The organism is Microcoleus sp. S1D4 (assembly GCF_036700765.1).
Classification (GTDB): Bacteria; Cyanobacteriota; Cyanobacteriia; order Cyanobacteriales; family Microcoleaceae; genus Microcoleus.
In genome coordinates this window covers 82,613-108,251 of record NZ_JAUBPP010000022.1, presented here as the reverse complement: position 1 = coordinate 108,251, position 25,639 = coordinate 82,613, and the positions used below count along the sequence as shown (strand labels likewise).

General features: G+C 46.8%; 18 protein-coding genes and 1 tRNA gene. 10 read left to right on the top strand and 9 right to left on the bottom strand.

Features of this window, described 5'->3' with window-relative positions; translation table 11 throughout:
- Positions 1–517 precede the first annotated feature (517 nt).
- Positions 518–1,624 (bottom strand): FecR family protein, encoded by a 1,107-nt coding sequence (locus tag QT998_RS21180; RefSeq protein ID WP_194065782.1) that lies wholly within the window; start codon positions 1,622–1,624, stop codon positions 518–520.
- Between the two features lie 455 nt (positions 1,625–2,079).
- Between QT998_RS21180 and QT998_RS21175 the strand changes: the two genes are divergently transcribed.
- Both QT998_RS21175 and petP read left to right on the top strand, forming a co-directional pair.
- On the top strand, positions 2,080–2,265 hold the full coding sequence (locus tag QT998_RS21175) for a hypothetical protein (RefSeq protein ID WP_333086900.1): 186 nt from the start codon (positions 2,080–2,082) through the stop codon (positions 2,263–2,265).
- A gap of 18 nt (positions 2,266–2,283) precedes the next feature.
- Positions 2,284–2,484, top strand: a complete 201-nt coding sequence (petP, locus tag QT998_RS21170; RefSeq protein WP_194065781.1) for a cytochrome b6f subunit PetP — start codon at positions 2,284–2,286, stop codon at positions 2,482–2,484.
- A 394-nt stretch (positions 2,485–2,878) separates the two neighbouring features.
- Here the strand turns inward: petP and QT998_RS21165 are convergent, their stop codons facing one another.
- From QT998_RS21165 to QT998_RS21155, 3 genes are all read right to left on the bottom strand, one after another.
- Positions 2,879–4,468: a glycoside hydrolase family 57 protein gene (locus QT998_RS21165; RefSeq protein WP_194065779.1), complete on the bottom strand. Its 1,590-nt coding sequence runs from the start codon at positions 4,466–4,468 to the stop codon at positions 2,879–2,881.
- Between the two features lie 106 nt (positions 4,469–4,574).
- Entirely contained in the window at positions 4,575–7,787 is a 3,213-nt protein-coding gene (locus QT998_RS21160) for an EAL domain-containing protein (RefSeq protein WP_333086898.1), read from the bottom strand.
- Positions 7,788–8,101: 314 nt separating this feature from the next.
- Positions 8,102–11,380, bottom strand: a complete 3,279-nt coding sequence (locus tag QT998_RS21155) for a PAS domain-containing sensor histidine kinase (RefSeq protein WP_333117478.1) — start codon at positions 11,378–11,380, stop codon at positions 8,102–8,104.
- Positions 11,381–11,981: 601 nt separating this feature from the next.
- Here QT998_RS21155 and gatB point away from each other — a divergent pair.
- The 7 genes from gatB (at position 11,982) to QT998_RS21120 (ending at position 18,564) form a co-directional block, all read left to right on the top strand.
- The gene (gatB, locus tag QT998_RS21150) at positions 11,982–13,478 is read left to right on the top strand and encodes an Asp-tRNA(Asn)/Glu-tRNA(Gln) amidotransferase subunit GatB (protein WP_333117476.1); all 1,497 of its coding nucleotides are present in this window, start codon (positions 11,982–11,984) and stop codon (positions 13,476–13,478) included.
- Positions 13,479–13,980: 502 nt separating this feature from the next.
- Positions 13,981–15,147: a pentapeptide repeat-containing protein gene (locus QT998_RS21145; protein WP_333117474.1), complete on the top strand. Its 1,167-nt coding sequence runs from the start codon at positions 13,981–13,983 to the stop codon at positions 15,145–15,147.
- Between the two features lie 39 nt (positions 15,148–15,186).
- A complete protein-coding gene (locus QT998_RS21140) occupies positions 15,187–15,762 on the top strand; it encodes a Uma2 family endonuclease (protein ID WP_333117473.1) in 576 nt (191 codons plus the stop codon).
- Positions 15,763–15,843: 81 nt separating this feature from the next.
- A complete protein-coding gene (locus QT998_RS21135; protein ID WP_333086893.1) occupies positions 15,844–16,482 on the top strand; it encodes a Uma2 family endonuclease in 639 nt (212 codons plus the stop codon).
- A 173-nt stretch (positions 16,483–16,655) separates the two neighbouring features.
- Positions 16,656–17,804 (top strand): pentapeptide repeat-containing protein, encoded by a 1,149-nt coding sequence (locus QT998_RS21130; protein WP_333133073.1) that lies wholly within the window; start codon positions 16,656–16,658, stop codon positions 17,802–17,804.
- A 194-nt stretch (positions 17,805–17,998) separates the two neighbouring features.
- A complete protein-coding gene (locus QT998_RS21125) occupies positions 17,999–18,202 on the top strand; it encodes a hypothetical protein (protein WP_333086890.1) in 204 nt (67 codons plus the stop codon).
- Positions 18,203–18,321: 119 nt separating this feature from the next.
- Positions 18,322–18,564 (top strand): type II toxin-antitoxin system RelE family toxin, encoded by a 243-nt coding sequence (locus tag QT998_RS21120; RefSeq protein WP_333086889.1) that lies wholly within the window; start codon positions 18,322–18,324, stop codon positions 18,562–18,564.
- 135 nt (positions 18,565–18,699) lie between these two features.
- On the opposite strand, the gene dpdE is transcribed toward QT998_RS21120, so the two are convergent.
- From dpdE to QT998_RS21100, 4 genes are all read right to left on the bottom strand, one after another.
- On the bottom strand, positions 18,700–22,035 hold the full coding sequence (gene dpdE / locus QT998_RS21115; protein ID WP_333117472.1) for a protein DpdE: 3,336 nt from the start codon (positions 22,033–22,035) through the stop codon (positions 18,700–18,702).
- A 138-nt stretch (positions 22,036–22,173) separates the two neighbouring features.
- On the bottom strand, positions 22,174–22,833 hold the full coding sequence (locus tag QT998_RS21110; RefSeq protein ID WP_333117470.1) for a glutathione S-transferase: 660 nt from the start codon (positions 22,831–22,833) through the stop codon (positions 22,174–22,176).
- Positions 22,834–23,044: 211 nt separating this feature from the next.
- Positions 23,045–23,992, bottom strand: coding sequence for an oxygen-dependent tRNA uridine(34) hydroxylase TrhO (gene trhO / locus QT998_RS21105; RefSeq protein WP_333117468.1), 948 nt, complete (start codon positions 23,990–23,992; stop codon positions 23,045–23,047).
- A gap of 54 nt (positions 23,993–24,046) precedes the next feature.
- A tRNA-Gly gene (locus tag QT998_RS21100) sits at positions 24,047–24,118 on the bottom strand.
- 115 nt (positions 24,119–24,233) lie between these two features.
- Here QT998_RS21100 and QT998_RS21095 point away from each other — a divergent pair.
- A complete protein-coding gene (locus QT998_RS21095; protein ID WP_333117467.1) occupies positions 24,234–24,404 on the top strand; it encodes a hypothetical protein in 171 nt (56 codons plus the stop codon).
- On the opposite strand, the gene QT998_RS21090 is transcribed toward QT998_RS21095, so the two are convergent.
- On the bottom strand, positions 24,401–25,639 hold a 1,239-nt coding region (locus tag QT998_RS21090), incomplete at its 5' end, for a calcium-binding protein (protein ID WP_333117465.1). The two genes, QT998_RS21095 and QT998_RS21090, sit on opposite strands and share 4 nt — an antisense overlap.

Below are 25,639 nucleotides of genomic sequence, written 5' to 3'. Positions count from 1 at the left end.
TTGAGTTACCTCAGTAAATGTCTTCTCTTTCTTTACTTATTTTAACATAGTTCGGTTTTTTTGCGCCGACCTACTTATGTATGAGTGCAACCGGAATTGATATGACATTCGCGTCCGAGGTTCGAGAAAATTTATGCTATTGAACTTTTACAATACCGCAAGCACAAAGCGCGGGTGCAAATTTTGTTTATTTTGACTGCACAGATTCACCGCTAAATGCTTCGTCTGTAAACGAAATTATCAAGCCAAGCGTCGCCGATTACCATAATAAAAAAGGTTAGTAATGCGGACTGAATTCCGCACTAATAACCAATTTTTGAACTGTAAATTTACCGGATACTATTCTATTTTGCGGACTCAAGTCCACACTACTAACCTTTTTCTGAACTGTAAATTTACCGGACACTATTCTATTTTGCGGACTCAAGTCCGCACTACTAACCTTTTTTCGATCGGTCAATTGAGTTGAAACTGGTGTCATATCTCAGATCTAACTCCTTACAGCTAGATAGGCTGTTTAGGGCACTACAAGGATGTAATGCCGTTGTCTGACGGAGGGGGCTAGCACTACGATGTTGAGGCGGCGGCTGGGAGGTAAAACCCCTTGGATCTTGAACTTGCCGTCTCGATCGATCTTAATCGCTTCGTTATTGACATAAATTATGTCGATCGGGTTAATTTGACCGCTGAGGCGATAGATATTGCCACTGAGTCTGAACAAACTGCGGACTTGGAGTTCTGCTAGGTGAGGGCTTGTTGAGGTGGGCGCGGGAGGAGATTGACGGAAAATTGTCGTCGCGCTGCCGCCGTTGACAACGACTTCGGAGTCGGTGCTCCCGGATACTGCGACGGCACCTTCAATAGTTTCGACTGAGGTTTTGCCGTCGCTGACGCTGACACCAAAGGAAGTGCCGCGCACTCCGGCCACGCCTTCGGGGGTTTCTACCCTGACAGGGGCGGTTCTGGCAGATTTTTTTTGTTGGGCAATTTGAATCGAATTTCCGAGTCCGCTGAAGGTATTGAGGGCGGCAATTTGGTTCGGCGGGATAATTGTTGAGGTGTTGGTTGCGGGAGTTGTCGCATTTGTTTTGCTGACGGACAACCTGACTCGCCCCCTGCTGACAAAAATGGCTGTCTCTTTTTCGCCCTCTGCACTACCAGATAAATTGGATATTCTGACTGCGGTGTTTTCGGCAACTTCCACGATGCCGCCGTTGTTGTCGATCGCGATCCTGGCTGTGGAATCTGCGCCGGTGATGATTTCATCTCCGGGTTCTGTGAGCCGATCGCCCGCCACTGCTGATCTGCCCTTAAAGCTGACAGTACCGCGAATTTCAGTAATTTGGAGCGATCGTGGGGCCGCTGTTCCCTGAGCGTTTATGGTTGCTGCTGGGGATGGATTAGCCGCCGATTCTGCCGGATTTTTTGGATATGTTGAGTCGCTCGGCTTTGCTGGCGGTCGAGGATCTGAGACAATTTTAGTAAAGTTTGACTGCTGTTTGAGGGATGGAGAGATCGGACTGGCGATCGCCCCGCTCCATGCCGGCAGACAGGCCAACACAGCCAAGGACAAACTTCTCAACGGAATTTTGCTCGATCGCCAGCACGTAAAAATTTTCTTCATAATTTCGATTTTGTCATTTTGAAGTTCCTACACTTCATTTCCTTTCTTAGACTCCCTACATCCGGCAATCGTTCCACTTTTTATTCTATCAAACAGCAGCCAAAATAAGCTTTCTCAGCATCAACTCTTACCATTAAATCTTCTGTTTATTGTGAAGTTTTAGTAAAGTTTTACAACGTGCCCGTTGACTAAACTCCGACCTTGGGGAAATTTTATCTGCCACACTCAAAGTCTTTTATAGCAAGAGTTTGCGCCGATGTCAAGGTTCATGGATGAGTATTTGTATATAACAAACATAAAATTTATTACTGCTAGTGAGTGCTTTTTGCATTCGGCCGGAAGGATGAATAATTGGGTAGAAATATTGTAATTGTGGGAGTTAATAAAAAAATATTTTTGCAAAGCGATAAAAAATAATGATCTGTAGCAGTGCGGCTGGGTCTGGCGAGTGAAGCTTGCTGCTGTGGAACCGTAGGTCGTCGGCGATCGCGATCGAGCAACTCGGACTAGAATACCGTCTTTTCGGAAAAGTTGGTCGAAATTTCGATCCAAAAATCGTCTGGGGCGATCGGTCTGCTGGTGTTGCTGTTCGATCGAGTCCGCCAAACTGTAAAATGGACGCTTGTATAGAGGTTATATAGAGCAGGAGAACAATTTCAGTGGCAATAGAAGTAGGTCAGAGAGTTAAGGTGCGCCGTCTCAGAGATCGGATACCTGCAAATATCGTGGGCAAGATCAAGGAAAATCCCGTCGGCACCGTTGACGGATTCAGAATGGTTGACGGCAGTGGAGTAGGCGTGATTGTGAAGTTTAACGGTTTTGCGACTTGGTTCTTTGAAGATGAGCTAGAACCGGTTTAGCAGAAGTCAAGCGTGAAGTTCGGCTTCCGCCGCCATGTACGGGATGTCAAGGATGTAACGGATGCTGAGGTTCGAGGTTCGAGAGAAGAAGGAAAATTTTTTCACACTCCCCTACTCCCTCACTCCCGTTCTCCTCTACTCCCGTTCTCTGACTGACAGTTACGGTAAATGTTAAGTAGCACGCTTGGGCGCGGACATAAAAACGTGCTATATTTTTATCCATAAAAAACCCGCGCTGGCGGGTTTTAATTTGTTGGGAATTGGCTGGAAGTAAGAGCGGACTGGTAAGGGCTGGGCGGGTTGATATCATTTGTCGATAATTATCAAATATCAGGCGCGAAGGAACCCCTACAAAACTTGAAATAATACCAGTCGGGTACTACCGGACTTGATATTAAAGCGATCGATAAACGCGATAGTTGATCTCAGGAAAAATGTTGTCAATCTCTTCGACCTTCTCCAACCAACCGGAATCGACTTTACCTTCTTTGACTTCATCGTACAGCTTGTGAAAGCGCATTAAGTGCGATCGAGTCCGCCGCACCGCATAGGGAACCATCGTCCCAGTCCGCATGATAAAGGCCCAGTCAGACGATTGAGCTAACAGCACTTCCCGCGCGGCCTGGTTCAAAGCCCGATACTGCAATTCGTCCTCCGGTTCCATACTTCCCAACTCAATCATCCGTTCCGCAGCTTTGTGCAAGTGCGGGTAAATCCAAGCATTGGTATCGTTGAGCCAATACTCGTGAAAACCCCGGAAACCCCAACTCGACTGCGACGGACGGCAAACTTGCTGATTCGGATTTCCCCGCAAATAATCGGCTAAATGCGTCATCTCGTAGGTATTTTGGTCGTACCAACTCTTGCGGAACAAGTAATCTAAGAACCAAGGCCCTTCGTACCACCAGTGACCGAAAAGTTCCGCGTCGTAAGGCGATACAATAATCGGCGGGCGCTGCATGATGCCGTTGAGGTGTTCGACTTGCCGCTCGCGGTTGAAAGCAAAGTTGCTGGCGTGTTCGGCTGTTTTTTCCCGCGCCCAGTACGGATCGTATAACTGTTTGTCGCCTAAACCCAATCCGCGACCGGTGATTTTGTGATACTTAATCCCGGTGTTTTTGCGCTGGCCGTTGGGCATGATGTAGGGTTTGATGTAGTCGTATTCGGCTTCCCAACCCAAATCTTTGTAGAATTCTCGGTATTCGGCTGCGCCGGGATAGCCGACTTCGGAAGACCAAACCTGCTGCGATGATTCGTGATCTCGACCGAAGGCTGCTACTCCGCATTCGGTGAAAATTGGCGCGTAGCTACCGTAGCGGGGACGGGGGCGGGCGTAGAGAATGCCGTGACCGTCTGTGAGAAAGTAGCGGAGACCGGCATCGGCTAACATCCTCTCTAAGCCTTCGTAATAGGCGCATTCGGGCAGCCAAATACCTTTTGGTCGGCGACCGAAGTTTTGTTCGTAGCTTTCGCAGGCTACTTGTATTTGCGCCCAAACTGCCTCGGGGTACATTTTCATCAGCGGTAAGTAGCCGTGGGTGGCCCCGCAGGTCATGATTTCGAGGTTGTTGCTGTCTTGGAATTTTTTGAAGGCTTTGACTAAATCTCGATCGCACTTTTCCCAATAATTGCGAACTTGAGAGAAGTGGGCGGCGTAATGTTCGCCTAAATATCGGAGATGACCGTTGCCGCTGTTGTGTTCAATTTCGAGATCCGCTAGTTCTTCGAGTTTCGCTAAGTGGTTGTCGAAGCGGTCTTGCAGTAATGGGTCGCGCAGCATCGCCACCAAGGGCGGTGTCATGCTCATGGTAATTTTAAAGTCTATGCCGTCGCGAAGCAGCCCCTCAAAGACTTGCAGCAGGGGAATGTAGGTTTCGGCGATCGCCTCAAACAGCCATTCTTCTTCTAAAACGTAGTCGCTTTCGGGGTGGCGGACAAAAGGCAGGTGGGCGTGGAGAACGAGGGCGAGGTAGCCAATAGTCATAGCGATTTCGATGCCGTAGTTATTAACTGACGCCAGTAGTTAGGGACAGCTTTAAAATATTTTAAGATTTTATGCTGAAATGGGACGCACAAAATGCCGTGTTTTTTTAATGACCTTTTTCTAAAAAACTCAATGTCAGCAAATCTTGAGTTTCGGCTTGCTGTCGGATCAGAATTGCTGCTGTTTGAGAGTCTACTGGCTTGGAAAAAAAGAATCCTTGGGCGAACTCGCATTTTAATCCTTTGAGTATAGATAGTTGCGAGGCTTCTTCGACTCCTTCGGCTACCACATCCATGCCCAAATTGTGCGACAAAGTAACGATCGACCGCACAATCTCTGTCGGGTCAATACTTCCTTTGCTTAGGTCGAACTCGCCTCCCATTCTGCTGACAAAAGATCGGTCTATTTTTAAGGTATTGGTGGGGAAGCGGTGCAGGTAGGACAGGGATGAATAGCCGGTGCCGAAGTCGTCGATGCAAAGGTGTATGTTTCTGGCTCTAAGCTGCACCAGCATTGCTGTTACTGAGTCGGAATTTTCTATGAGTACGCTTTCGGTAATTTCTAGTTTTAAACTGCTACCGTCGAGGTGACTTTCTTCGAGAACTAGATCGATATATTCGATTAAATCTGGCTGAGAAAACTGTTTGACTGAAAGGTTGACGTTGACGCTTAAGGGCGGGTTGTTTTGAAATAGTTGCTGCCACTGGCGGATTTGCTGGCAAGCTGTGCGTAGCACCCAACGGCCGAGGGCTACGATTAATCCGGTTTCTTCGGCGATGGGAATAAATTCAACTGGGGAAATTAAGCCGCGTTCTGGATGCTGCCAGCGCACTAGGGCCTCGAAACCGTTAATTGTGTTATTGGCGATGCTGACGATCGGCTGATAGTGAATGATAAACTGGGGGGCTGCGGATAAGGGAGGTAAGCCCGATCGCGTGCATGGATTACATTCTTGTTCTATGGCTTGGTCTCTAATTGATTCGATCGCCCGCCGCAAGTCATTTTCTAGCTGCAACAGTCGCAAAGCGTGGGCGTGCATGGAACTGTTAAAAACTTCGTGTCGGGCTCGGCCGAGTTTTTTGGCGCGGTACATGGCGGTGTCGGCGTCGCGCAGCAGGTTTGTCGTTTCCAGGTCTTCATCAGAACTCAAAGCAATGCCGATGCTGGCGGTGATAAATACTTCGTGTCCGTCTAGCAAAATCGGAGATGTGATTTGCTGTTGCAGGCGGTTGACAATGCTACTAGCTTCATTTACGCCGTCGATATCTTCCAGCAAAAGCACGAATTCGTCTCCCCCGATGCGGGCTACTGTATCTCCGGGCCTGAGACAAGCTTCTAGACGGCGGGCGATCGCCACTAGCAGTAGATCGCCGATGGCGTGGCCGAGGGAATCGTTGACGACTTTAAATCGGTCTAAATCTAGAAACAGCACGGCAAACAAGTAGTCTGTGCGCCTTTTTGCCAGCCTCACAGAGTGTTCTAGCCGATCGATAAATAGCGATCGGTTGGGTAATCCGGTGAGGGCGTCATGAAAAGCATCGTGCAGCAGTTGTTCTTCGGCGAGTTTGCGCTGAGTGATGTCGTGACAGTTGATCACGATTCCCTTGACAGCAGGATCGTGCAGCAAGTTGGTGGCTACAGCTTCTACATAACACCAAGAACCGTTGCGGTGGCGGACTCGATACTCAACTGGGGACTGGCTTCTTTTGGGGTTTTGAAGGGCTTTGTGGAGGGTTTGGGCGATCGTGGCGCAGTCGTCTGGGTGAACTGTCCCTAGGGCGCTGCGCCCGATCGCCTTATGGGGCGCGTATCCTAAAATTCGCTTCACCGAAGGGCTGATGTAGCGAAAGATTCCCTCGCCGTCAAGAATGATCGTGATGTCTGTAGCGTTTTCAATCAGCGATCGAAATCGCTGTTCGCTTTGTCGCAGCGCTGATTCGGCAAATTTCCGATCGCTGATATCGAGGGTTACTCCGTCTATAACTACGTCGCCGTTTTTGTTATGAGAAAATTTGGCGCTATCTTGCACCCACTTGGTTTCGCCGGAATTCAAGACAATCCGGTACTGGCGATCGTAGTGTTCTAGATTGTCACACGATGTTGCTACGCTGCCGTCAAACAAGGTTTTGTCGTCTGGATGAATGATTTCGGTCAATAGTTGCGGGCACGCCATGACTTCTGCAGGATCGAAGCCAGTAAGTTCGCGCACCCCTGGACTGATGTAGGGCATCGACATCTTGCCGTCTGGATGCAACACGGCGCGGTAGACTGAGCCGGGAATGTTGGCTGCCATCGTGGCTAGTTGCTGCTGAATGCCGCGGACTTCTGCTTCGGCGCGCTTGCGTTCTGCTAGTTCGGTTTGGGCCGTTTGGTAGAGTTCGGCTTGATGGATCGCGATCGCGCACTGATCGGCAATAGCTTTGACTAGCGACAGTTCTTCGGCATTCCAAGAGCGCGGTCGATCGCACTGATAGAGGCAAATTCCTCCTAAAAATGATTGCTGGTAGAGCAGCGGTGCGATCGCGATCGCGCGAAACCCTAAGAATTCGGCTGCTGCTTGCAGGGACGGGGCCAGACTCGATAACTCGGTGATCGTGATCGTTTCTCCGCGGCCGAGGGAGGAGCGATAGTATTGAGCAAATTCGCAATTTAGACCGATCGCCAGTTCTCTGCCGACTGCCTTTGAGCTCATGTAGCGAATCGCGATCCCGCCTGCGGTATCTGGCTGCAAAATCGCGCAGCCGCTAATTTCTAGAGCTTCATGCAGTTGATCTGCGGTGGTTTGCAGCACTTCGTCGAGTACGAGGGTGCAGCGCATGGCTTGAACGATGCGGTTGACGATCGCCTCGCGAGTCGCTTGACGCTGAATTTGGGCGATCGCCTCTTGCTGCTGGCGGCGCATTTTGTATTCTTGGAGCGATCGTTCTAATACTGTTGGCAACCTAAACAGACGCCCTTTTAATACATAATCGGTCATGCCGGCTTTGATGCACTCAACTGCCGCTTCTTCTCCCAAACTTCCCGTTACTAAAATAAATGGTATGTCTTGCCCCAATTCCTGCATTAACTTCAACACTTCTAAACCGTTGAATTCCGGGAGGCGGTAATCTGACAGCACAGCATCGTAATTGCTATTTTGGAGCATTTGTCTGCACTCTGCTGCTGTTTCTGCTGTATCGAAATTAAAATTAACTCCGCCCGCTTCTAAGGCTACTTCTATTAATTCTATATCTTCTGCCATGTCTTCTATTATCAACAATTTTAATGTTGATTCGGCTACCATTTTAAGTAAAGAATCGGTCGAGTTTCTATTTAACATACAGTTTTTCGTAATCTTTAAATGGTGTTTTTTTTGCTATATGTCATTTCTGAAATTTACTTTCATTGAGCTTTCTAAATTTTTAAGTTATTTTTGGGACGATTTATTATCTATTCTCAAGACCTTGATTTCGCACCTGCCACTGAGGGATTGCCGAACCGACTGTGACTTATTAAACTGCATGATAGTTTTCAATTCAGAATTAAAAACTACTATAGCGGTTCTCAAAAAAGTGAGATATGCCCTATGCCCTCCCTATGCCCTATACCGGATAGTACCTCCTATGAAAGCTCGAAAGGCTATATCCCGATCGCTCAGGAATCTAGATTAGCATTTGAGATTGTCGGCCCTAGTTTAAAGTAAAACGTGGCTCCTTGACTGGGTAAGCTTTGAACCCAAATCGTGCCGCCGTGGCGGTGAATAATCCGCTGGACGATCGCCAAACCTATGCCAGTACCTTCAAATTCTCTCTGGGAGTGCAGCCGCTGAAAGGCTCCAAACAGCCGATCGGCATATTCCATCGAAAAACCTACCCCGTTATCCTTGACAAAAATAGTTCCGTCAGGTAAAGCATCAATCACTATTATAGCCGGAGTGCGTCCGCGACTGAACTTGACAGCGTTGTCGATCAAGTTGCTGAACACCTGTTGCAGCAAGGTGGGATCTCCCATCACCCCCGGCAAATCTCCCACGGTAAATTCAACTTTGCTGTCGGGATTTTCGGCGGGATCTGCCGCAGTTCGGGGTTTACTCAATTTAATCGCAGTTTGCACCAACCGGGCAAGATCGATCGGGATTTTGATTAAATCAGTCCGCCCCACCCGCGAAAGAGCCAGCAAACCATCAATCAACAAGCTCATTTTTTGGCTGCTGTCCTCAATTATTTCAATGTAATGAACAATTTTAGGATCGTTCAAAACCTCAGTTGATATTAAGCGCTGTTTCAAAGCATTAACAAAACCTGAAATGTGACGCAAAGGAGCGCGGAGGTCGTGGGAAACCGAGTAGCCAAAAGATTCTAATTCTTGATTAGCAACCTCTAATTGCTCCGTGCGTTCCGACAAAGCTTGTTTCGTCTGGATCAACTCAGTGACATTGCGAGCCGTGCCAATTAAAGCATAAACTTCGCCGTCAAGATTCCTGAGAGGAATTTTAAAAGTGTCGAAATAAACAGCATCACCAGCAACCAAAAAATCTTCCTGAAAATGAATCGTCTGCCCCGATACAAATACTTCCATATTTTCCAAGTAAAATTGTTCTGCAAGTTGGCTTGGATAGCATTCATAAATAGTTTGGCCCTGCATCTGTTGCCTGCTGTCGAATCCCCAAAATTCGACAAAACGCCAGTTGACAAAAGAGAAGCGCATATTCTCACGTTCTACCACAAAAATAAGATCGGGTAAAGAATCAAAAAAAGTCTCTAATTCGGCTGTACGCAGGGCTACTTGAGCTTCTAAAGTTTCGTTGAGCTGCTGGAGTTCTGCTTCGGCTCGCTTGCGATCGCTAATATCTTGACCGATGCAGATCAACCTGCCATCGGAGAGGCGAACATTTGCCCAAGTCGTGTCGATAATTCGCCCGTCTCTAACTTTAGTTTGGAAGTCGCCCCACTTCTGGGTTGCTGCTTGAATGAAGTCCAAGACGTATTTGCGGTATTTCGGCTCAGGATAAAATTCTGCCAACATATCGCGGTTTTTGGTTTCTGCAAAACTCCAGCCGAGCACTTGTTCCCAGTGGCGGTTTACCCAAGTTAATTCGCCCTGGGAATCTAAGAATGCCAGCATGACTGGAACGTTATCGAAGATTGTTTGCAGCAATTCGTTTTGCTGTTTTAAGGATTCTTCGGCTTTTTTGCGATCGGTCATGTCCAGTACAGAACCGATTACTTGCTTCATTTTTCCATCGGGAGTTCTTTTGAAGATAGTCGATCGATCGTGAACCCAGCGCCATTCTCCATTTTTGTGTTTTATCCTGTAGTCGATATCATCGGTTTCGTGGGGGTTTGCACTCTTTTCCAGCCGCTGCATACCTGCAATTAACTTGGGCATATCATCGGGGTGAATTAAGCTAGATATAGCTTCTGTACCCCTGTCTTGCAATTCTTGGGGAGTGTAGCCCAGCATCGCTGTGACTGCTACATTTGCATAGATATTTTGCTGTGCTTCTATGTCGTATATATACAGAAAATTGGGGATAGTTTTAATGATGCTTTCTAACAGGTCTTGCTGTTTTTGCAGTTCTAATTCGGCTTGTTTGCGATCGGTCACGTCCAGCACAAAACTCACCCCAAATTCCTGCGAACCTTCTAACAATGCAGAGCCTAGCAGCACCGGAACGCGGCTGCCGTCGGCTCGGATGTATTCTTTTTCAAAAGGGGTATTTGTGTTGTTAGCTGCCAGTTCTGCAATTTTTTCTTCATCGAGGCTGCGGTACTCTGGCGGTGTCATTGTTTGCCAGCCAATTTTTTGGGAAAATAAATCGTCTCGCGTGTACCCTACCAAGTTTAAAAAAGCCTGATTCGCATCGGTGATCTCGCCGTTAATGTTCCAAAATATTATGCCGATCATGTTAGAATCAACTACGCGCCTAAATCGAGCTTCGCTTTGGCGCAACTGGGCTTCGACTTGTTTGATTTCTGTGATATCGCGGGCGATCGCCAAAACAGTTTCTACTGAATTGTCCTCAGCAAATTCTGGAATGATTCGACACTGATAGTATGTTGTCCCGTCGGAAGTGGGGAAATTAAATTCGATAGTTTCTTGTTTACCGACGCGAAAAACTTTGACACAGGCTTCGTCCCACAGGTTGCAAATATCGGGGGAAATTCCTAATTCTTTGTTACTTTTGCCGATAAATTCTGAGGGGGGTTTGGCGGTGGCTCGTTCAATTTCTTGGTTGACATAAAGGTGGCGCAGTTGTCGGTCGAACCGTGCTATGATATCGGTAGAATTTTCGGCAAGCGTGCTAAATTCCTGTTCGCGCTGGTGAAGTTCTTCTTGAGTGCGGTGTTGTTGGGTTATGTCTCTAGCAAAAGAGAGACTTGAAACTAATGTTCCCGATTCATCAATGAGTGCAGAATTGTACCATTCGCAGTAAATTACCGAGCCATCTTTAGTATAGTTGCGGTTTCGGCAAACGGTGCGGGCTTCTTTGTTTTGTAACAGTTGATTTGTGACGGCGGACACCAGATCGAAGTCTTCTGGATAAACTATTGACCATTCGTGCCAATATTTGCCGATTACTTCTGCTGCACTCCAGCCAAATATTTGTTCGGCCACTGGCGACCACCGCACTACCCGACCTTCCCTGTCCCACTCTATAACTGCTAATGGCGAGTTTTCTAAGTGAAATTCCCGCCGCGAGTTAGCTTTTTTTATTTTAGTTTGAAGTTGCTGGCGCAGTTGCTTGGCTTGGGCAAATCGCTCGCCGATCTTTTCTGCGTTTGCTTGGTCGGCTTTGGCTATCTGAGCAATCGTTTCTGCTGTTTGTTTTTCGAGTTCTTCCCAAGCGATTTTGAGGGCAGATTCTGCCTGTTCTAGCTCACTGATGCTGTTCTGAAACTGTGCGGTACTTTCTACAGGGATTTCATGCATAGTTTTGATTGTTAGGCAAGTGTTTGTTTAAAAAAGTTAATATAGTTGAAAAATTAAAACCTAAAAATAGGCAATTGCTGGTTAAATTATACATTTAAAATCTTTGATTGGTGCGCGGAATCGGTGGTTGGAGGCGGGAGGCTCTATGGCCTTTCTCAAAAAGGTGAGAAGTCAGTCGATTTTAGATTGAGGGATTGAGGGATTGGGGAATCTATCGATTTTAGATTTTAGATACTTCGGCTTCGCTGGCTCACAAGTTTTAGATTTTAGATTGGGGAATTGGGGGATTCGGGAATTGGGGCGATCGATATCTCATATCAGAGCTCCAATTGCTATATTCTCGCACAGGGTTGGGGTTTGGGGGCGAGCGCGAAGCTGTAGTAAGGCGTTGGCGCTGCCGATCGCACGGCGGTTAGAAACCCGGTTCACACAAATAAAACCCATCCCAAGCGGGCCCAAGAGGCGGTTGCAACCGATATTTTTTGCCAGCACTGCCGGTGTTCAGTGAAAACCATCCCTAGCCTACAAAGAATCTCAAGTCAGTTTGGCAAATAAAAAGTTAAAATATAATCTAAAGTTATTCATTTTTTTTAGGTCGCCTATGACTGCTGCAGCACCCTCTTCGATCAAAAACCCAACTCAGTACGAAGCCATTATCGGTCTCGAAACTCACTGTCAATTGAGCACGAATACTAAGATTTTCTCCAGTTCTTCTACAGAATTTGGCAGTGCCCCAAATACTAATATTGACCCAATTTGTATGGGAATGCCGGGAGTATTGCCAGTATTAAATCAAAAAGTGTTGGAGTATGCGGTGAAAGCTGGTCTGGCTCTCAACTGCGAAATTGCACCTTACAGTAAGTTTGACCGAAAGCAATATTTCTATCCCGATTTGCCGAAAAATTATCAAATTTCTCAGTTCGATTTGCCGATCGCTACTAACGGTTCGATAGAAATTGAACTGGTGGACGAGGCGGGCAATTCTACTAGAAAAAAAATCGGCATTACTCGGTTGCACATGGAGGAAGATGCAGGCAAATTGGTTCACGGCGGCAGCGATCGGCTCAGCGGTTCTACCTATTCAATGGTGGATTACAACCGGGCCGGCGTGCCTCTAATCGAAATTGTTTCGGAACCGGATTTGCGCTCGGGCGCGGAAGCTGCCGAATACGGTCAAGAAATACGCCGGATCGTCCGCTATATAGGTGTTGGCGACGGGAATATGCAGGAAGGTTCGCTCCGCTGCGATGTGAATATTTCGGTGCGCCCGGTTGGGAGAAAAGAGTTCGGCACCAAGGTCGAAATTAAAAATATGAACTCTTTTAATGCGATCGAACGGGCGATCGATTACGAGATTGAGCGGCAAACTCAAGCTATCGAAAATGGCGAAACTATCATCCAAGAAACGCGGCTGTGGGATGAAAACAAGCAGTGTACTTTCAGTATGCGGATTAAGGAAGGTGCGAGCGATTACCGGTATTTCCCAGAACCGGATTTGCCTCCGATCGAAGTTTCAGCCGATCAATTGCAGGATTGGAAAGCTCAACTGCCGGAATTGCCGGCAATGAAGCGCGATCGCTACGAAACTCAATTAGGTCTTTCTCCCTACGACGCGCGGGTTTTGACTGACGACAAAGCGGTGGCGGAGTATTTTGAAAAAACGATCGCCGCCGGTGCTGTTGCTAAACAAGCTGCTAATTGGGTGATGGGCGATATTACTGCTTATCTGAAAAATGAGAAACTGGCGATCGCAGAAATTCCTTTTCAACCGCAGGATTTGACCGAACTGCTGGCGCTAATTGATGCTGGCACGATCAGCGGCAAAATTGCTAAGGATATTTTGCCGGAGTTGCTAGCAAGCGGCGGTTCGCCGACTAAGTTGGTTGAGAGTAAGGGTTTGATTCAAATTTCGGATACTGGGGCGATCGATCGGGCAATAGATGCAGTGTTGGCCGCCAATCCCAAGGAGCTCGAACAGTACCGGGCTGGCAAAACTAAGCTGTTGGGCTTTTTTGTCGGTAAGGTGATGAAGGAAACGGGCGGCCGGGCAGATCCGAAATTGACTAATGAGTTGCTTGCGACCAAGCTTAACGGCTGAAGTCAAGGCCGCCGTTAAGGGGATTGTGTAGCGGACGCGCGCGCAGGGCGATCGGTTTTTCCCGATCCCGCCGCGCGATCGCCGATCCCGCTGCATGATAACTTTATAATTAATACACATTCTTTTACCATATCTTCATGCTTGGGGGTGTCACCCCTCATCCTGGTAATGTTATATTGTGTTATGTAGATGCACCCTGATGGCAGAGAGAGTTACTTAGGTAACTCTCTCTTTTTTTGTCTTTTTTGTCTTTTTTGGCGATCGGGGATGTATAACTCGTTTGTAGTGCGGACTTCAGTTTGTTTCCCGGCCCAAAAGCCAAGTCGGGACTGCGAACCTTTTTTGTCCAGAAGAGCGATCGTCCTTCGCCGCCAACCCTTCGGCTGCGCGGAGACTGAACTCTACCAAAATTTAGAAAAAGTCGCTTTTCGGGCCAACTGTCAACGGTGGAGCGCTTTAAGTAGATTAATATCAATTTGAGTTATTAAGTAATTTTGACAGTATGAGCGAACAAGCTACCGAGCTAATCAAGCAGGGGATTTCGCAGTATCAGGCGCGCCAATTTGAGGCGGCGCTGGATTCTTGGCAGGAAGCGCTGGCGCTGTATCGGGAAGTTGACGATCGCCGCCGAGCGGGTGCGGCGCTTGGTAATATGGGCGTAGCTTACGAAGCGCTCTTGAATTACGATCGGGCGATCGACTGTTACCAGCAGCATTTGGTGTTGGCGCGGGAAATTGGCGATCTCCGGGGCGAAGCAAATGCTTTGGGAAATTTGGGGAATGCTTGCTGTGCTCTGTCTGATTTTTCTGGTGCTATTGATTACCAGAAACAGCGTTTGGCGATCGCGCGGGAAACGGGCGACTTTCGATCTGAGTTGGAAGCTTTGGAAAATTGGGCGCTGGCTTGCGATGCTAATGGCGATTTACCTGGTGCGATCGAGTGTTATCAGCAGCAGTTGTCGATCGCGCGCGCCCACAACGACGATCGCGTTGAGCGCAGTGCTCTCAAGAATTTGAAACTCGCTTATAAGCATTTAGCAGATTACCAGAAAGCCGACGAGTACCGACAGCAGCAATTGGCGATCGTGCGGCAACTGTTTTTAACTGATAAAAATAATAGTTTTCTACAACTTGCAGAAACAGTTGGTTTGAATCCCGTCGAGGATTTTGCCGGAGCTGATTTAAGCGGTTTTGACTTGCACTACGCTGATTTTAACGGTGCGGATTTGCGCGAAACCAACCTCCAAGGCGCAGATTTAACCTTAGCCGATCTCAGCGGTGCATTGCTGAGCGCTGCACTTTTAATTGATGCTAATTTGTGCAATGCTAATTTGCGGGATGCTGAACTCAGCAGCGCGAATTTAAGCCGTGCAGATTTGCGGACAAAGCTACCGCGGGCGAATTTGAGCGGTGCAAATTTAGTCGGCGCTAATTTGAGCAGCGCTTATTTACCGAATGCGATTTTAGTAAATGCAAATTTAACAGATGCTAATTTAAAAAATTCTGATTTGAGCGGCGTAGATTTGAGCGGTGCAGATTTAAACGGTGCTGATTTGAGCCGCGCTGAATTAAAAAATGCGGTAGTAAAAAACACGAAGTTTTCTGGTTGTTTGGGGCTTTCGGAAGCTGTGAAATTTGAGTTGAGAACCAGGGGCGGAATTTTCGAGTAAAATGGGATTTTTGGTAATTCTAGAGGGTAATTCAAAGCTATGACTGCCGTAACTGCCAAACGATTCTCCATCGCCGAATATCACCGTTTGGCAGAACAGGGGTTTTTTGAGTCTGATAACCGATTTGAATTGATTCGCGGGGAAATTATTAAAAAAGCTAAAAAAACTACGTTTCACTCGGCTTGTAACTCGCTATTGCTGGGAGAGTTGTGCCTGATGATGGCAAAAAGTGCCTGCGTGCGCGGCCAAGAACCGATTATCTTGTCTGATGATAGCGAACCGGAACCTGATGTGGTGATTGCGCGCCATCGTTCCGATAGTTATTTATCTTCTCACCCAAAAAGTGCTGATATTTTGTTGGTGGTTGAGGTTTCTGATTCGACTTTGAAGTACGCTCGCAGAACTAAGCTATCTCTCTACGCTGAATCGGGAATTTCTGATTATTGGATATTTAATTTGGTAGATATTCAACTGGAAACCTACAGCGAACCTTATCAGAAACAAACAGGTAGTTTCGATTATCGAGTCAAACGAGTGGTTTTACCGAATGAGTTTGTGGTAATTCCCGGTTTTCCAGAGTTGTCTCTGGATTTATCTGCGGTATTTCCCGGCTAGGCTTCCTGCGATGATATAATGCAAAAGTGCGATGGCTGCTTCCTTAGCTTGCGCCTGCGAACTCTTCACCAAAGTAGCACTATGACCGCTCAAACTCTCGCCCCGCCCCAACAAATTGTCCAGCTATCGGGTATCAGTTGGCAAACCTACGAAAATTTGCTTGCCGAAATTGGCGATCGGCAAATTCGACTGACATACAATCGCGGCAATCTTGAAATTATGGTACCATCCCCAGAGCACGAACGTTTCAAAGAAGTATTGGGTCGATTTGTGGAGACCTTAGCTGAAGAATTAGATGTAAAAATTGAACCTCTTGGTTCTACCACATTTAAGCGTCCTGAACTTAGCGGTGCAGAACCGGATAAATGTTTTTACATCCAAAATCTGAGTGCAATTAAAGGCAAAAAAAGAATCGACATGGATCGAGATCCGCCACCGGATTTAGTGGTGGAAATTGATATTACCAGCCGTTCGGAAAATAGCTTGCAGGTTTATGCGGATTTGGGAGTGCCGGAAGTTTGGATTTATAATGGAACGCGGCTCAGAATCAACAGATTTGAAAATGGAGAATACGTTGATTGCGAGATCAGTTTAGCATTTCCCAGCTTGCCGATATTAGAGATAGTGAGATTTTTGGAACAAGCAGAAACAATGGATTATTTGGAATTAATTAAAGCATTTCGGACTTGGGTAAAAAGCCAAATTCAGGCAAACCAATGACTTGCCGATCGAATCAAACAAAATTTACAATTTAAACCCGCGAGAAAAATCTGTGTTGCGATCGATTAGAGATGATAAACTAATTTAAATATCAATTACAATCTGGCAGAGCCAGCACTTTTCCCGATATGCGATCGCTAGAGTCTCACAACAAATACCCAGATTGTTTGTGGATGCAATTAGAAGCAATTCCCGTGCGCTCCGTTGCAGTCCAAACCGAGCAGATCCACATTCACTTGAGCCTCAATTTTAACGAACATTGGGAACCCCTGCTAGGCGGTCGCGTCAAATTTGGCTTGCAAAGCGGAACGCTCAAGCTCAATCTGGAAAACTGCGAAATTCCCGTAGCATCGCGTCAGTTAGTAGGTGATTTCATGCTGTCGCCAATTCAAAGCAGCACAGAAGTTTTATTTACGGAAAATCCGGCGGTAGTTCTAGAAAGCGAAACTGCGGAAAAAACCAAAGAAAATCCTGGCACTTTGTGTCATGTTTCCACCCTAGGCGACGATACAACGCCTGCTTGGTTTTTTGCATTGGAGCGCGCTGATTCTGTATTAAAAGGCTTGCTAAAAAGTGTTAGAATAGCAGAATTGACAGCCCAACCATTGCGAATTGCTGCGGCTTTTGAAGTTGCAAAAGAAGATATTTATATCACAGATGCGGAGGGTTTGTGGCCGCACGATATTACGCCAAACCAACATTCGGTTTTAGAAAGAATTTTGACTGTATATTTGCAAGCAAATAAACTCCAACCTGCTCTCAGTTGGGCGCTATTGTCCTACAATTTGCCTGCGGTGGAACAGCCAGAGGTGGAAATTTTCCCGGAAGCTGAAGCTAAATTGCAAGAAATGGTCGATCGCATCATCTCTGCTGAAACCGACAATTTTACAGAGTTGGCAAAAATCGCCAATCTCAATCCAGCACGAGATTTCGCGGGCGCTAACTTGCGCGGAACTACTTTGAATACAGTTGATTTTAGCAGTGCAAAGCTCCAGGGAACAAACTTCCGAGGTGCAAACCTCAGCGATGCCGATTTCAGCGATGCCAACCTGCAAAATGCCAAATTCGGCGGTGCAGATTTGAGCGGCGCTTTCTTAGGAAATGCCGATTTGAGCCGCGCCGATTTGTACCGCGCCAGTCTGGCTTTAGCAAACCTCAGCGGTGCCGATTTGAGCCGCGCCAATTTGCTCGAAGTGAACTTAACAAATACTAATTTCAGCGGTACGAATGTCGAGTCAGCAAGGTTTGGGAATAACTCAGGACTTGCGGAGGATGTGAAGTTGAATTTACAGCAGGGGGGAGCGATTTTTGAGGATGTTTAGTTCCTAAGTGCGAGAAGCCTTTCATCCATCCGCATCCCTCGTGGCACGGGCATCCCGCCTGTGCGATGGCTTCAAAAAAATCCCGTGAAGCGTAGCTATCCCGTAGGGAATCGACCATCATCAAACCTTGTAAAAAAAATCCTAGTTAAAATAGAACCATCATTTCCTATCAACTCATCTCCACATAAAAGTATATGAAGATAGAAGATTATCCACTTGCCCAAAAATTGATATTAGATGCTGAAGGCAACATTAGTCAAGTCATTCTAGATTATACCGACTATAAGTATTTATTAGAAGCTATCGAAGATAGAGGACTTCTGTTAGCTATGCGGGAAGTAAAAAATGAAAAGCCGTTAAATTTAGGGGAAGCACTTGCAGAACTGGAAACAGAATGAAAGTAGAATATCTGCCCAGTTTTTTGAAGGATTTATATCATTTCCGGTAACACCGGAATGATGTTGACTGTTGACTGTTGACTGTTGACTCGAATTTATTATTCCGATAAAGAGAGGATTTGATTTTAAAAGCTCTTAAAAGTACGCCTGCTTTTGTGCAAATCAAGGAATTTGCTTTTGTGGAAATTGCCAATGTTAATGATTTACAGACAATAGTTAACTTAAAAAAATTGAAAGGCGATGATAATGCGGATCGGTTTCGGGTTGGCGACTATCGAATAGGTTTTTATTTTGATGGCGAAACAGTTACTTTTGTAAGAGTTCTTCACCAGAAAGATATTTATCGCTACTTTCCACCCTAAAGCTGTTTTCAAGAAACAATTTGATTCAATAAAGATCGATCGCCCTTTTATCCCTATCCGTCCATCCTAGCACGGGCAAGATACCCGTGCTTCCGAATCAGGTCAAAAAGAGCGATCGCACTCCACCCAAACAAGCTATCCTTCTTCCTTCTCCTTAACAGGCGCGCGCCCAGAAATTACAATAAATCCCACCGACTCAAGGGTCATCTGCGGGCGGCGAATTCCCGCTAAAACCGCTTCACTCAACGCACTTTCGGTACTGATTTCATCACCCAAAACCGATTCTAAAAGTTGTTCCGATTTAGAAAGTCGATTCAATCGCAATTGCAATTGATTCACCCGGTTTTTGAGTTGGATTGCAGCACTGACAGCAGAATTATTGCACATTTTCACAAAAGCCTCGCGCCCTCGCAGCAATTCCTCGGATACCACCCGGCTTTTTTGACAAAAATCATCCCATTCCAACGGATCGACAAAACTGTCAATCAGCGAAGTACGATTTTTAGACAAATTATAATCCCGATCCGGGCCGCCTTTGCCTTTATAACCCCGCTGCAAAATCTGCAGAACTTCCGCATCTTCCACCAGAGACATCTGCTCGCTGCGAGCGTCTACAAACACAGTTTCAAAAGTTGGGATAAACAGAGCATCAGCGCGCCGCTGCAAAGCTTTCAAGTTGTAATTGTCGATGCTTTGTGCTTGCAAAACTAGAGCCGCAGGTTCCACATCAGTCTGGATAGAATAATTAAATTGGAAGCCGAACCACTCCATCCCTTCCGCAGCATCCCAACTTTGATCGTGCCGCCACATCGCAAAAGCTTGACCCCGATCGTCCCAGCGAATGTAAGAGCCAAGCGCATCGATCAATCCTTCTCCGATGCGGTAAAGAACGACATCGTTATTTTGATGAGCAATGCGGCGATTGTAACTACCGTACTGCTGACAATAAGGAATCAATCGAGTTCTCAAATCATTTGAAGGAATCAAGGTTTTTTGAGTGGGTTGATAGCGCATCAACCCTGATACTGTCGGATGTTCGATTTGTTTGAAGTGGAGAGCTTGACAAAGCCAACCTTCCGTCGCCCGCTGCATTTCTTTATGGCGGTCGTCGCAGTTTTCGAGGGATTCAAAATACTGAGATGCGCTGTCTTCTAGAGTGTCAATTTCATCGAGAACGTACTGTTCGTCGATTTTTGTTTTCTCTTGGGCGATTTGATTTTTGATTGATTCAATTTCGCTTGACAAGCCCTTTGCTCCCTCAGCAAACAACTTTGCTTCAAGTTCTAGCTGTTTTTGTTTGGCATAAAACTGAAGGCTGGCGATCGATTTGTTGAAGATATCGAAGCCGTCTTTTAAGACTTGAAACCAAGCTTCGTGGGGACTTTCTGGCAGATCCGGGCCTGCAAACAAACAAAATTGTACTCCCATTTTGCTGCCAATGCGATCGACTCTGCCGAGTCTTTGTTCTAGCTGGTTGGGAAACCACGGTAAATCGAAGTGAATTAACCAATCGGTTATTTGCAGGTTTACGCCTGTTTCTGCCGATCGATCGCAGACTAAGATAAAACAATGCGGCTCAGTCTTAAACCGATGCAGACTAGCCTCAACATCATCCGCAGACTTGCCGCTATCGTGGCTGGCGATCGCCTTTTTACCAAATATTTTAGCTAAGTTTTCCGCAATCTCTTGACAAGTTGCCGTAAAACTGGTAAAAATTACAATCTTCGGGAAACGCTCGCCCGGAATTGGCCGTTTAATTTGCTGTTGAATTCTCGATAGCAAATCGCGAGAATTGTTGTGATACTCGCGCGGAACCTTCAAAGCAACTGCCAGAAATCGGAGAATGGCGATTCGTAACAAACTGAGTCGATCGAGTCCTTCCTGGGGCTTTTCCAGGGTATTGAGCAAGGTTTCCAGCATTTCCCTTTCTTCGGGAAACAGCGCTGTTTTGGTCAAAATTGCCGTGTCATTTTGTCCGAAGTCGCGATCGAGTTCTGGAGTCGATTTTTTCTGCAAACGAGCTTTGACAACCCGTTCTAAAACACTCAGCCAAGTACCAGAAGCGCGGAAAAACAGCAGAAAAATTCTCTGATATTCGCTCGACTTGGGAGCGACTGTGCGCCATTTATCGAGTACGGTTTGAATTTCCGACCACTGTTCATCATTCAGATCGTACTCAGTTTTGGGGACAGCATCTCGATCGAAAATCACATCTTCCACCGCATCCCGGCGGTTGCGAAGGATGCGGCGGTGGAGGCGGTAGGTATCGCTAACGTGAGTGCGAATAGTTCGGACAAGGCGAGATTGTTCGGCTGTTTCTGCGGTTTTCAAACAAGTTTCTAACTCGTTTACCAATCCGAGCAAATAATCATCTTTCGCAAACAGAGTGCGGAGTTGAGCTATTTTTGTTTGCAAAACAGCAGGCTTTGCTGTTTCTCGGAAATCTAGCAAGGCGCGACCGATTTCCTGACGGTTCTCCACTCTTTCTTTGAAATTTTCTAGGTCATCTAGACGGTAAGTAGTCGGGTCTAGCAAGTGCAGCATCGTGAGAAAATCTTGCTCGTGACCGATAACTGGCGTTGCAGATAATAACAATAAGTTATGGCTTTTTTGAGCGAGTTGCTGACATAGTTCAAAGGATTGTTGCTGATTGCGATCGCCCGAATTAGCCATTGCGGCCAGTTCCTGCGCTTCATCCACAATCAGAAAATCCAGGTTGGCGTTGCGGCTAATTTGATTGATTTCGCTAATAGCAACAAGCTGCACTCGGTCAGCAAAATGAGACAAATAGAATTTATTTTCTAACTCTTGTCGCCACTGTTCGAGCAAATATTTGGGAACCAGCACTACAGCGCGTCCGTTGGGATCGTCGAGTAGGAATTGGCGGAGAATTGTCCCGGCTTCTACGGTTTTCCCGAGTCCTGCTTCGTCTGCTAACAAATAGCGCACGATCGGGTCTTCTAGGACGCGCCGGACGACTTCAACTTGGTGCGGATAGAGCTCTATGTTAGCAGAAATTAATCCGGTCATGCCGCGGCTGACGGCGCGCTGTTCGATCGCAGATTGCACAAATGCCAATCGGCGATCGTGAAAATACGGTGTTTCTTGGCCTTTGACTGCTAAAATATCGATCGGATCGGCGATCGGAATATTGCAGCGGACGTAAAGTTCGGTTTCGACAGCTTGCAAACTTTGGCTGTCGGGGAGGTCAATTTCGTATTCTAATTTATCTTCATCCCAATCATAAATTCGCCCGATTATCCACCTTTCCTGAGTGTTACTCCAGAGGTAGCAGCGGGTTTGTCGCTGAAGTCTAGCTTCTTGTAGCAAACCCAACGCTATAGTTTTGCGGAAGCGGTTTTTTACTGAGCAAAAATATTCAATTACGGCATCGGTAGACGATACCTCGACAACTTTTCCGATTCCCAAATCGTTTTTGGGCGATCGAACTAACGAACCAACATCAATCATAATTTCAGCCTGACAATACTCACTAGAATACACTAACGCCTGAGCGACAAAAATAACATTAGTTTAGGTTCGCAGTCAGGACTTTAGTCCTCTCTTGGATGTGGACTGAAGTCCTCACTACAAACGGTTGATAGGTAATTACGATCGCCCAAAAACAACGCCGGCATTGCCAGATTCCCATTTCGGGTATTTGTGCATAATACTAGCGTAGATTTCCGAGTCTGTAAAGGCGGCTAACCAAGCTTCTAGCTGATACCAAGGCTGTTCGTTGAACCAATTTTTATCGGTATGAGCGAATTGACGAACAAAAGGTGCGATCGCGCAATCGGCCAATGCTACATTATTACCATACAAATATTTAGTTGCGTTTAACTTTGCATTGAGTTTTTCCAGATATACAGCAGCTTCATCTCGATGTACTTTAGCCTCAACATCAGCATAACGTTCCGGGTATTTATAGCGGTCGAGATGATATTTAAAACCACTATCAAATTCAGCAATTAATGCTAGCATTTTTGCAACAGTACCTTGTTCTGGAATCAACCATTTTTCAGGATCGTGTTGTTCTAATGCCCACAACATGATATCAATACTTTCATCCAGTACCCGCCCGTCAACATCAATCAATATCGGTACAGTACCCTTGGGCGATACATCTAACATTTCTTGTGGCTTGTCTCGCAAAACAACTTCCCGCAACTCGCACACCCGATTGCTAACCATCAGCGCCAAGCGCGCGCGCATAGCATAGGGACAGCGGCGGAAAGAATACAAAATTGGGTATATTATTACTGACATATTATTTGTTTAGTCGATCGCGCGATCGGGTTTTTCGGAGCAGAAACCGGGTTTCTTTCGAGATTTCACGCCACCAAACCTAATTTCTGGTAGAAACCAGGTTTCTTGGAGAAACTACAGGAGTCAGAAACCGGGTTTCTTTCGAGATTTTACGCCACCAAACCTGATTTTTCAGAGAAACCCGGTTTCTTTGAGAAACGCGATCGTACTATTAATCTATCCCATTATCAACTTTTTCCTTAACATCATAGCGCGCGCCAATATGTGTTTGGTTGCGGCGTTTAGCAAGCTCAATCTGACGCTGCCGCTCAAATAAGGCTTGTTTTTTGGTTTCAGTTTTCGAGTCATGACAATGAGGACAACTTACACCAACTACAAATAATTCAGAAGCTTTATCTTCCTGACTAATTGGGTGACGACAACCGCGACAAAGTTCGTAGTTACCAGGCTTTAACTCATGAACAACAGAAACCCGTTCATCAAAGACAAAACATTCACCTTCCCAACGACTTTCTGCTGCGGGCACTGTTTCCAAATATTTTAAAATTCCGCCTTCGAGATGATAAACTTCATTAAAACCTTGAGAACGCAAAAAAGCAGTAGATTTTTCGCAGCGAATACCGCCAGTGCAAAACATTGCTACCTTGGGTTTTTCGCGTAAAGCAGCTTCTTTGAGCGCCCATGCTGGCAAATCGGAAAAGCTTTTTGTTTGGGGATTAATAGCGCCTGCAAAAGTACCCATAGATACCTCGAAGTCGTTGCGTACATCAACTACCACCACATCAGGATCGTCAAGTAGCTGATTCCACTCATCGGGTTTGACATATTTGCCAGCCATGAGAGATGGATTAATATCAGGTATTCCCATCGTGACGATTTCGCGTTTTAAGCGGATTTTTAGGCGGTAAAACGGTGCTTTTTCGGAAAAAGATTCTTTGTGAACCAAATCAGCAAAACGTGCGTCACAGCGCAAGAATGCGAGGACTGCGCGCACGCCTTCTGACGAACCGGCGATCGTCCCGTTGATGCCTTCTGCAGCCAACAAGATAGTGCCTTTGACGTTGTGGTGGTTGCAACAATCGAGTAGCGGTGCTTTGAGGTCGGCAAAATCCGATAGTTCAACGAACTTATATAATGCAGCGGTTAAGAATTTAGCCATAAATTGAATCGATCGCACTAATTAATTTTCATAGTTCTATGAAAATTCAGTTAAAGCGGGCGGTGGGGCTCGAACCCACGACGTCCAGCATGGGAAGCTGACATTCTACCACTGAATTACGCCCGCGTTTAGTCTATTGTACCTGCTTTTACTTTTTAGTTATTGCGGTCAAAAATGACTAGAGAAACATTATACAACAATTTTGCCATTCTGAGTCAACTATTTTGAGAATTAAGTTTCGGTGCCCGATCGCCCCTCCAAACAAAAAAAGTCCTGCACCAAAGGCAGGACTTATACTTCTACTCTTCAGTCCGCGGAGGCGGACATCGTTTGTGTAGCCGCGGTTTCAACCGCCGAGGCCATTGAAGAAACTGAAGAAACGATCGCCCGATCGATCGCCCTCAACCGTTAAACAAAGCGCAAAGAGTTGCTGTCAAGGCCAAAACCAGAAACAGGTTGGACGATCGCGATCAATTCGTCATCCGCCCCAGTCTTCTTGAAAATAGCAGCACCCTCGGGCAATCCAGCCGGAGCAGCGCCGATCCTGTAGGTGCTGGGAGCGCCTTGAAGTTGGATAATATCGTTACTGGGGTTGTAGCCGACAATCAAAGCGTAGTCGCCAGCGCCAGTGCTGCTATCGATGCCGTCGTTGTAGTAGAACTCTGTGGCATTTCCCAGCAAGAAAGTATCGCTACCTTCAGCGCCAATCAGCGTATCGACTTCGCCGCGTCCGGGATTAGCACCGGTATAGTCAACACCAACCAAGATATCGTTACCTTTTGTGCTGTAGAGGAAATCGTTGCCGCTACCGCCAAACAACACATCATTATTTTCACCGCCGTACAGAGTATCGCTACCCTCGCCGCCGAGTAAAGTATTGTTGCCGAGTTCGCCGCCGAGGACATCGTTACCAGCGCCGCCAAATATCAAATCGTCAGATTTGCCGCCCAATGCGGTATCTGCACCGTCGCCGCCTACAAGGGTGTCGTTGCCGAGGTTGCCAAACAAGAGGTCGTTGCCAGCATCGCCGAATAAGCCGTCATCGCCTTTGCCGCCAAATACGATGTCGTCGCCGCCATTGCCTCCCACTGTGTCGTTTCCAGCGTTGCCATACAAGATATTGTTGGCTTCGCTGCCACCGATCGCGTCGTTGCCGCTGGTGCCCAAAACCTGTGGCAATTCGCTTGGTGCGGGCCTGTTGGTGAATGGGGGCGCGATCGGCTGTGCGATCGACAGTGCAGTCGCGGGCGTGAAAGGTGGAGGTGTTGGTGTGGGTGTGTTTGTACCCGGTGTGGGAGTGGGTGTGCCCGGTGTTGGTGTGGCTGCCGGTGTTGGTCTTATAGGAATAGGAATAGGCGTTGTCCCTGGAGTTGGGGTTGTCCCTGGAGTTGGGGTTGTCGCTGGTGTGGGCGTTGTCGCTGGAGTTGGGGTTGTCGCTGGAGTTGGGGTTGTCGCTGGTGTTGGCGTTGTCGCGGCCTCCGGTAAATTAGCGGCCAGGATATCGGCACCCGATAAATTACCCACAGTTTCAATGAAGCCAGCACCTTGGACTGTCGGGGATGCGCCGAAGAAGTCTAAAATCACAACGTCATCGGTAGCCCTGATGATGCCGTCTTTGTTGGTGTCGATGGCTAAACTCGTGCCTTG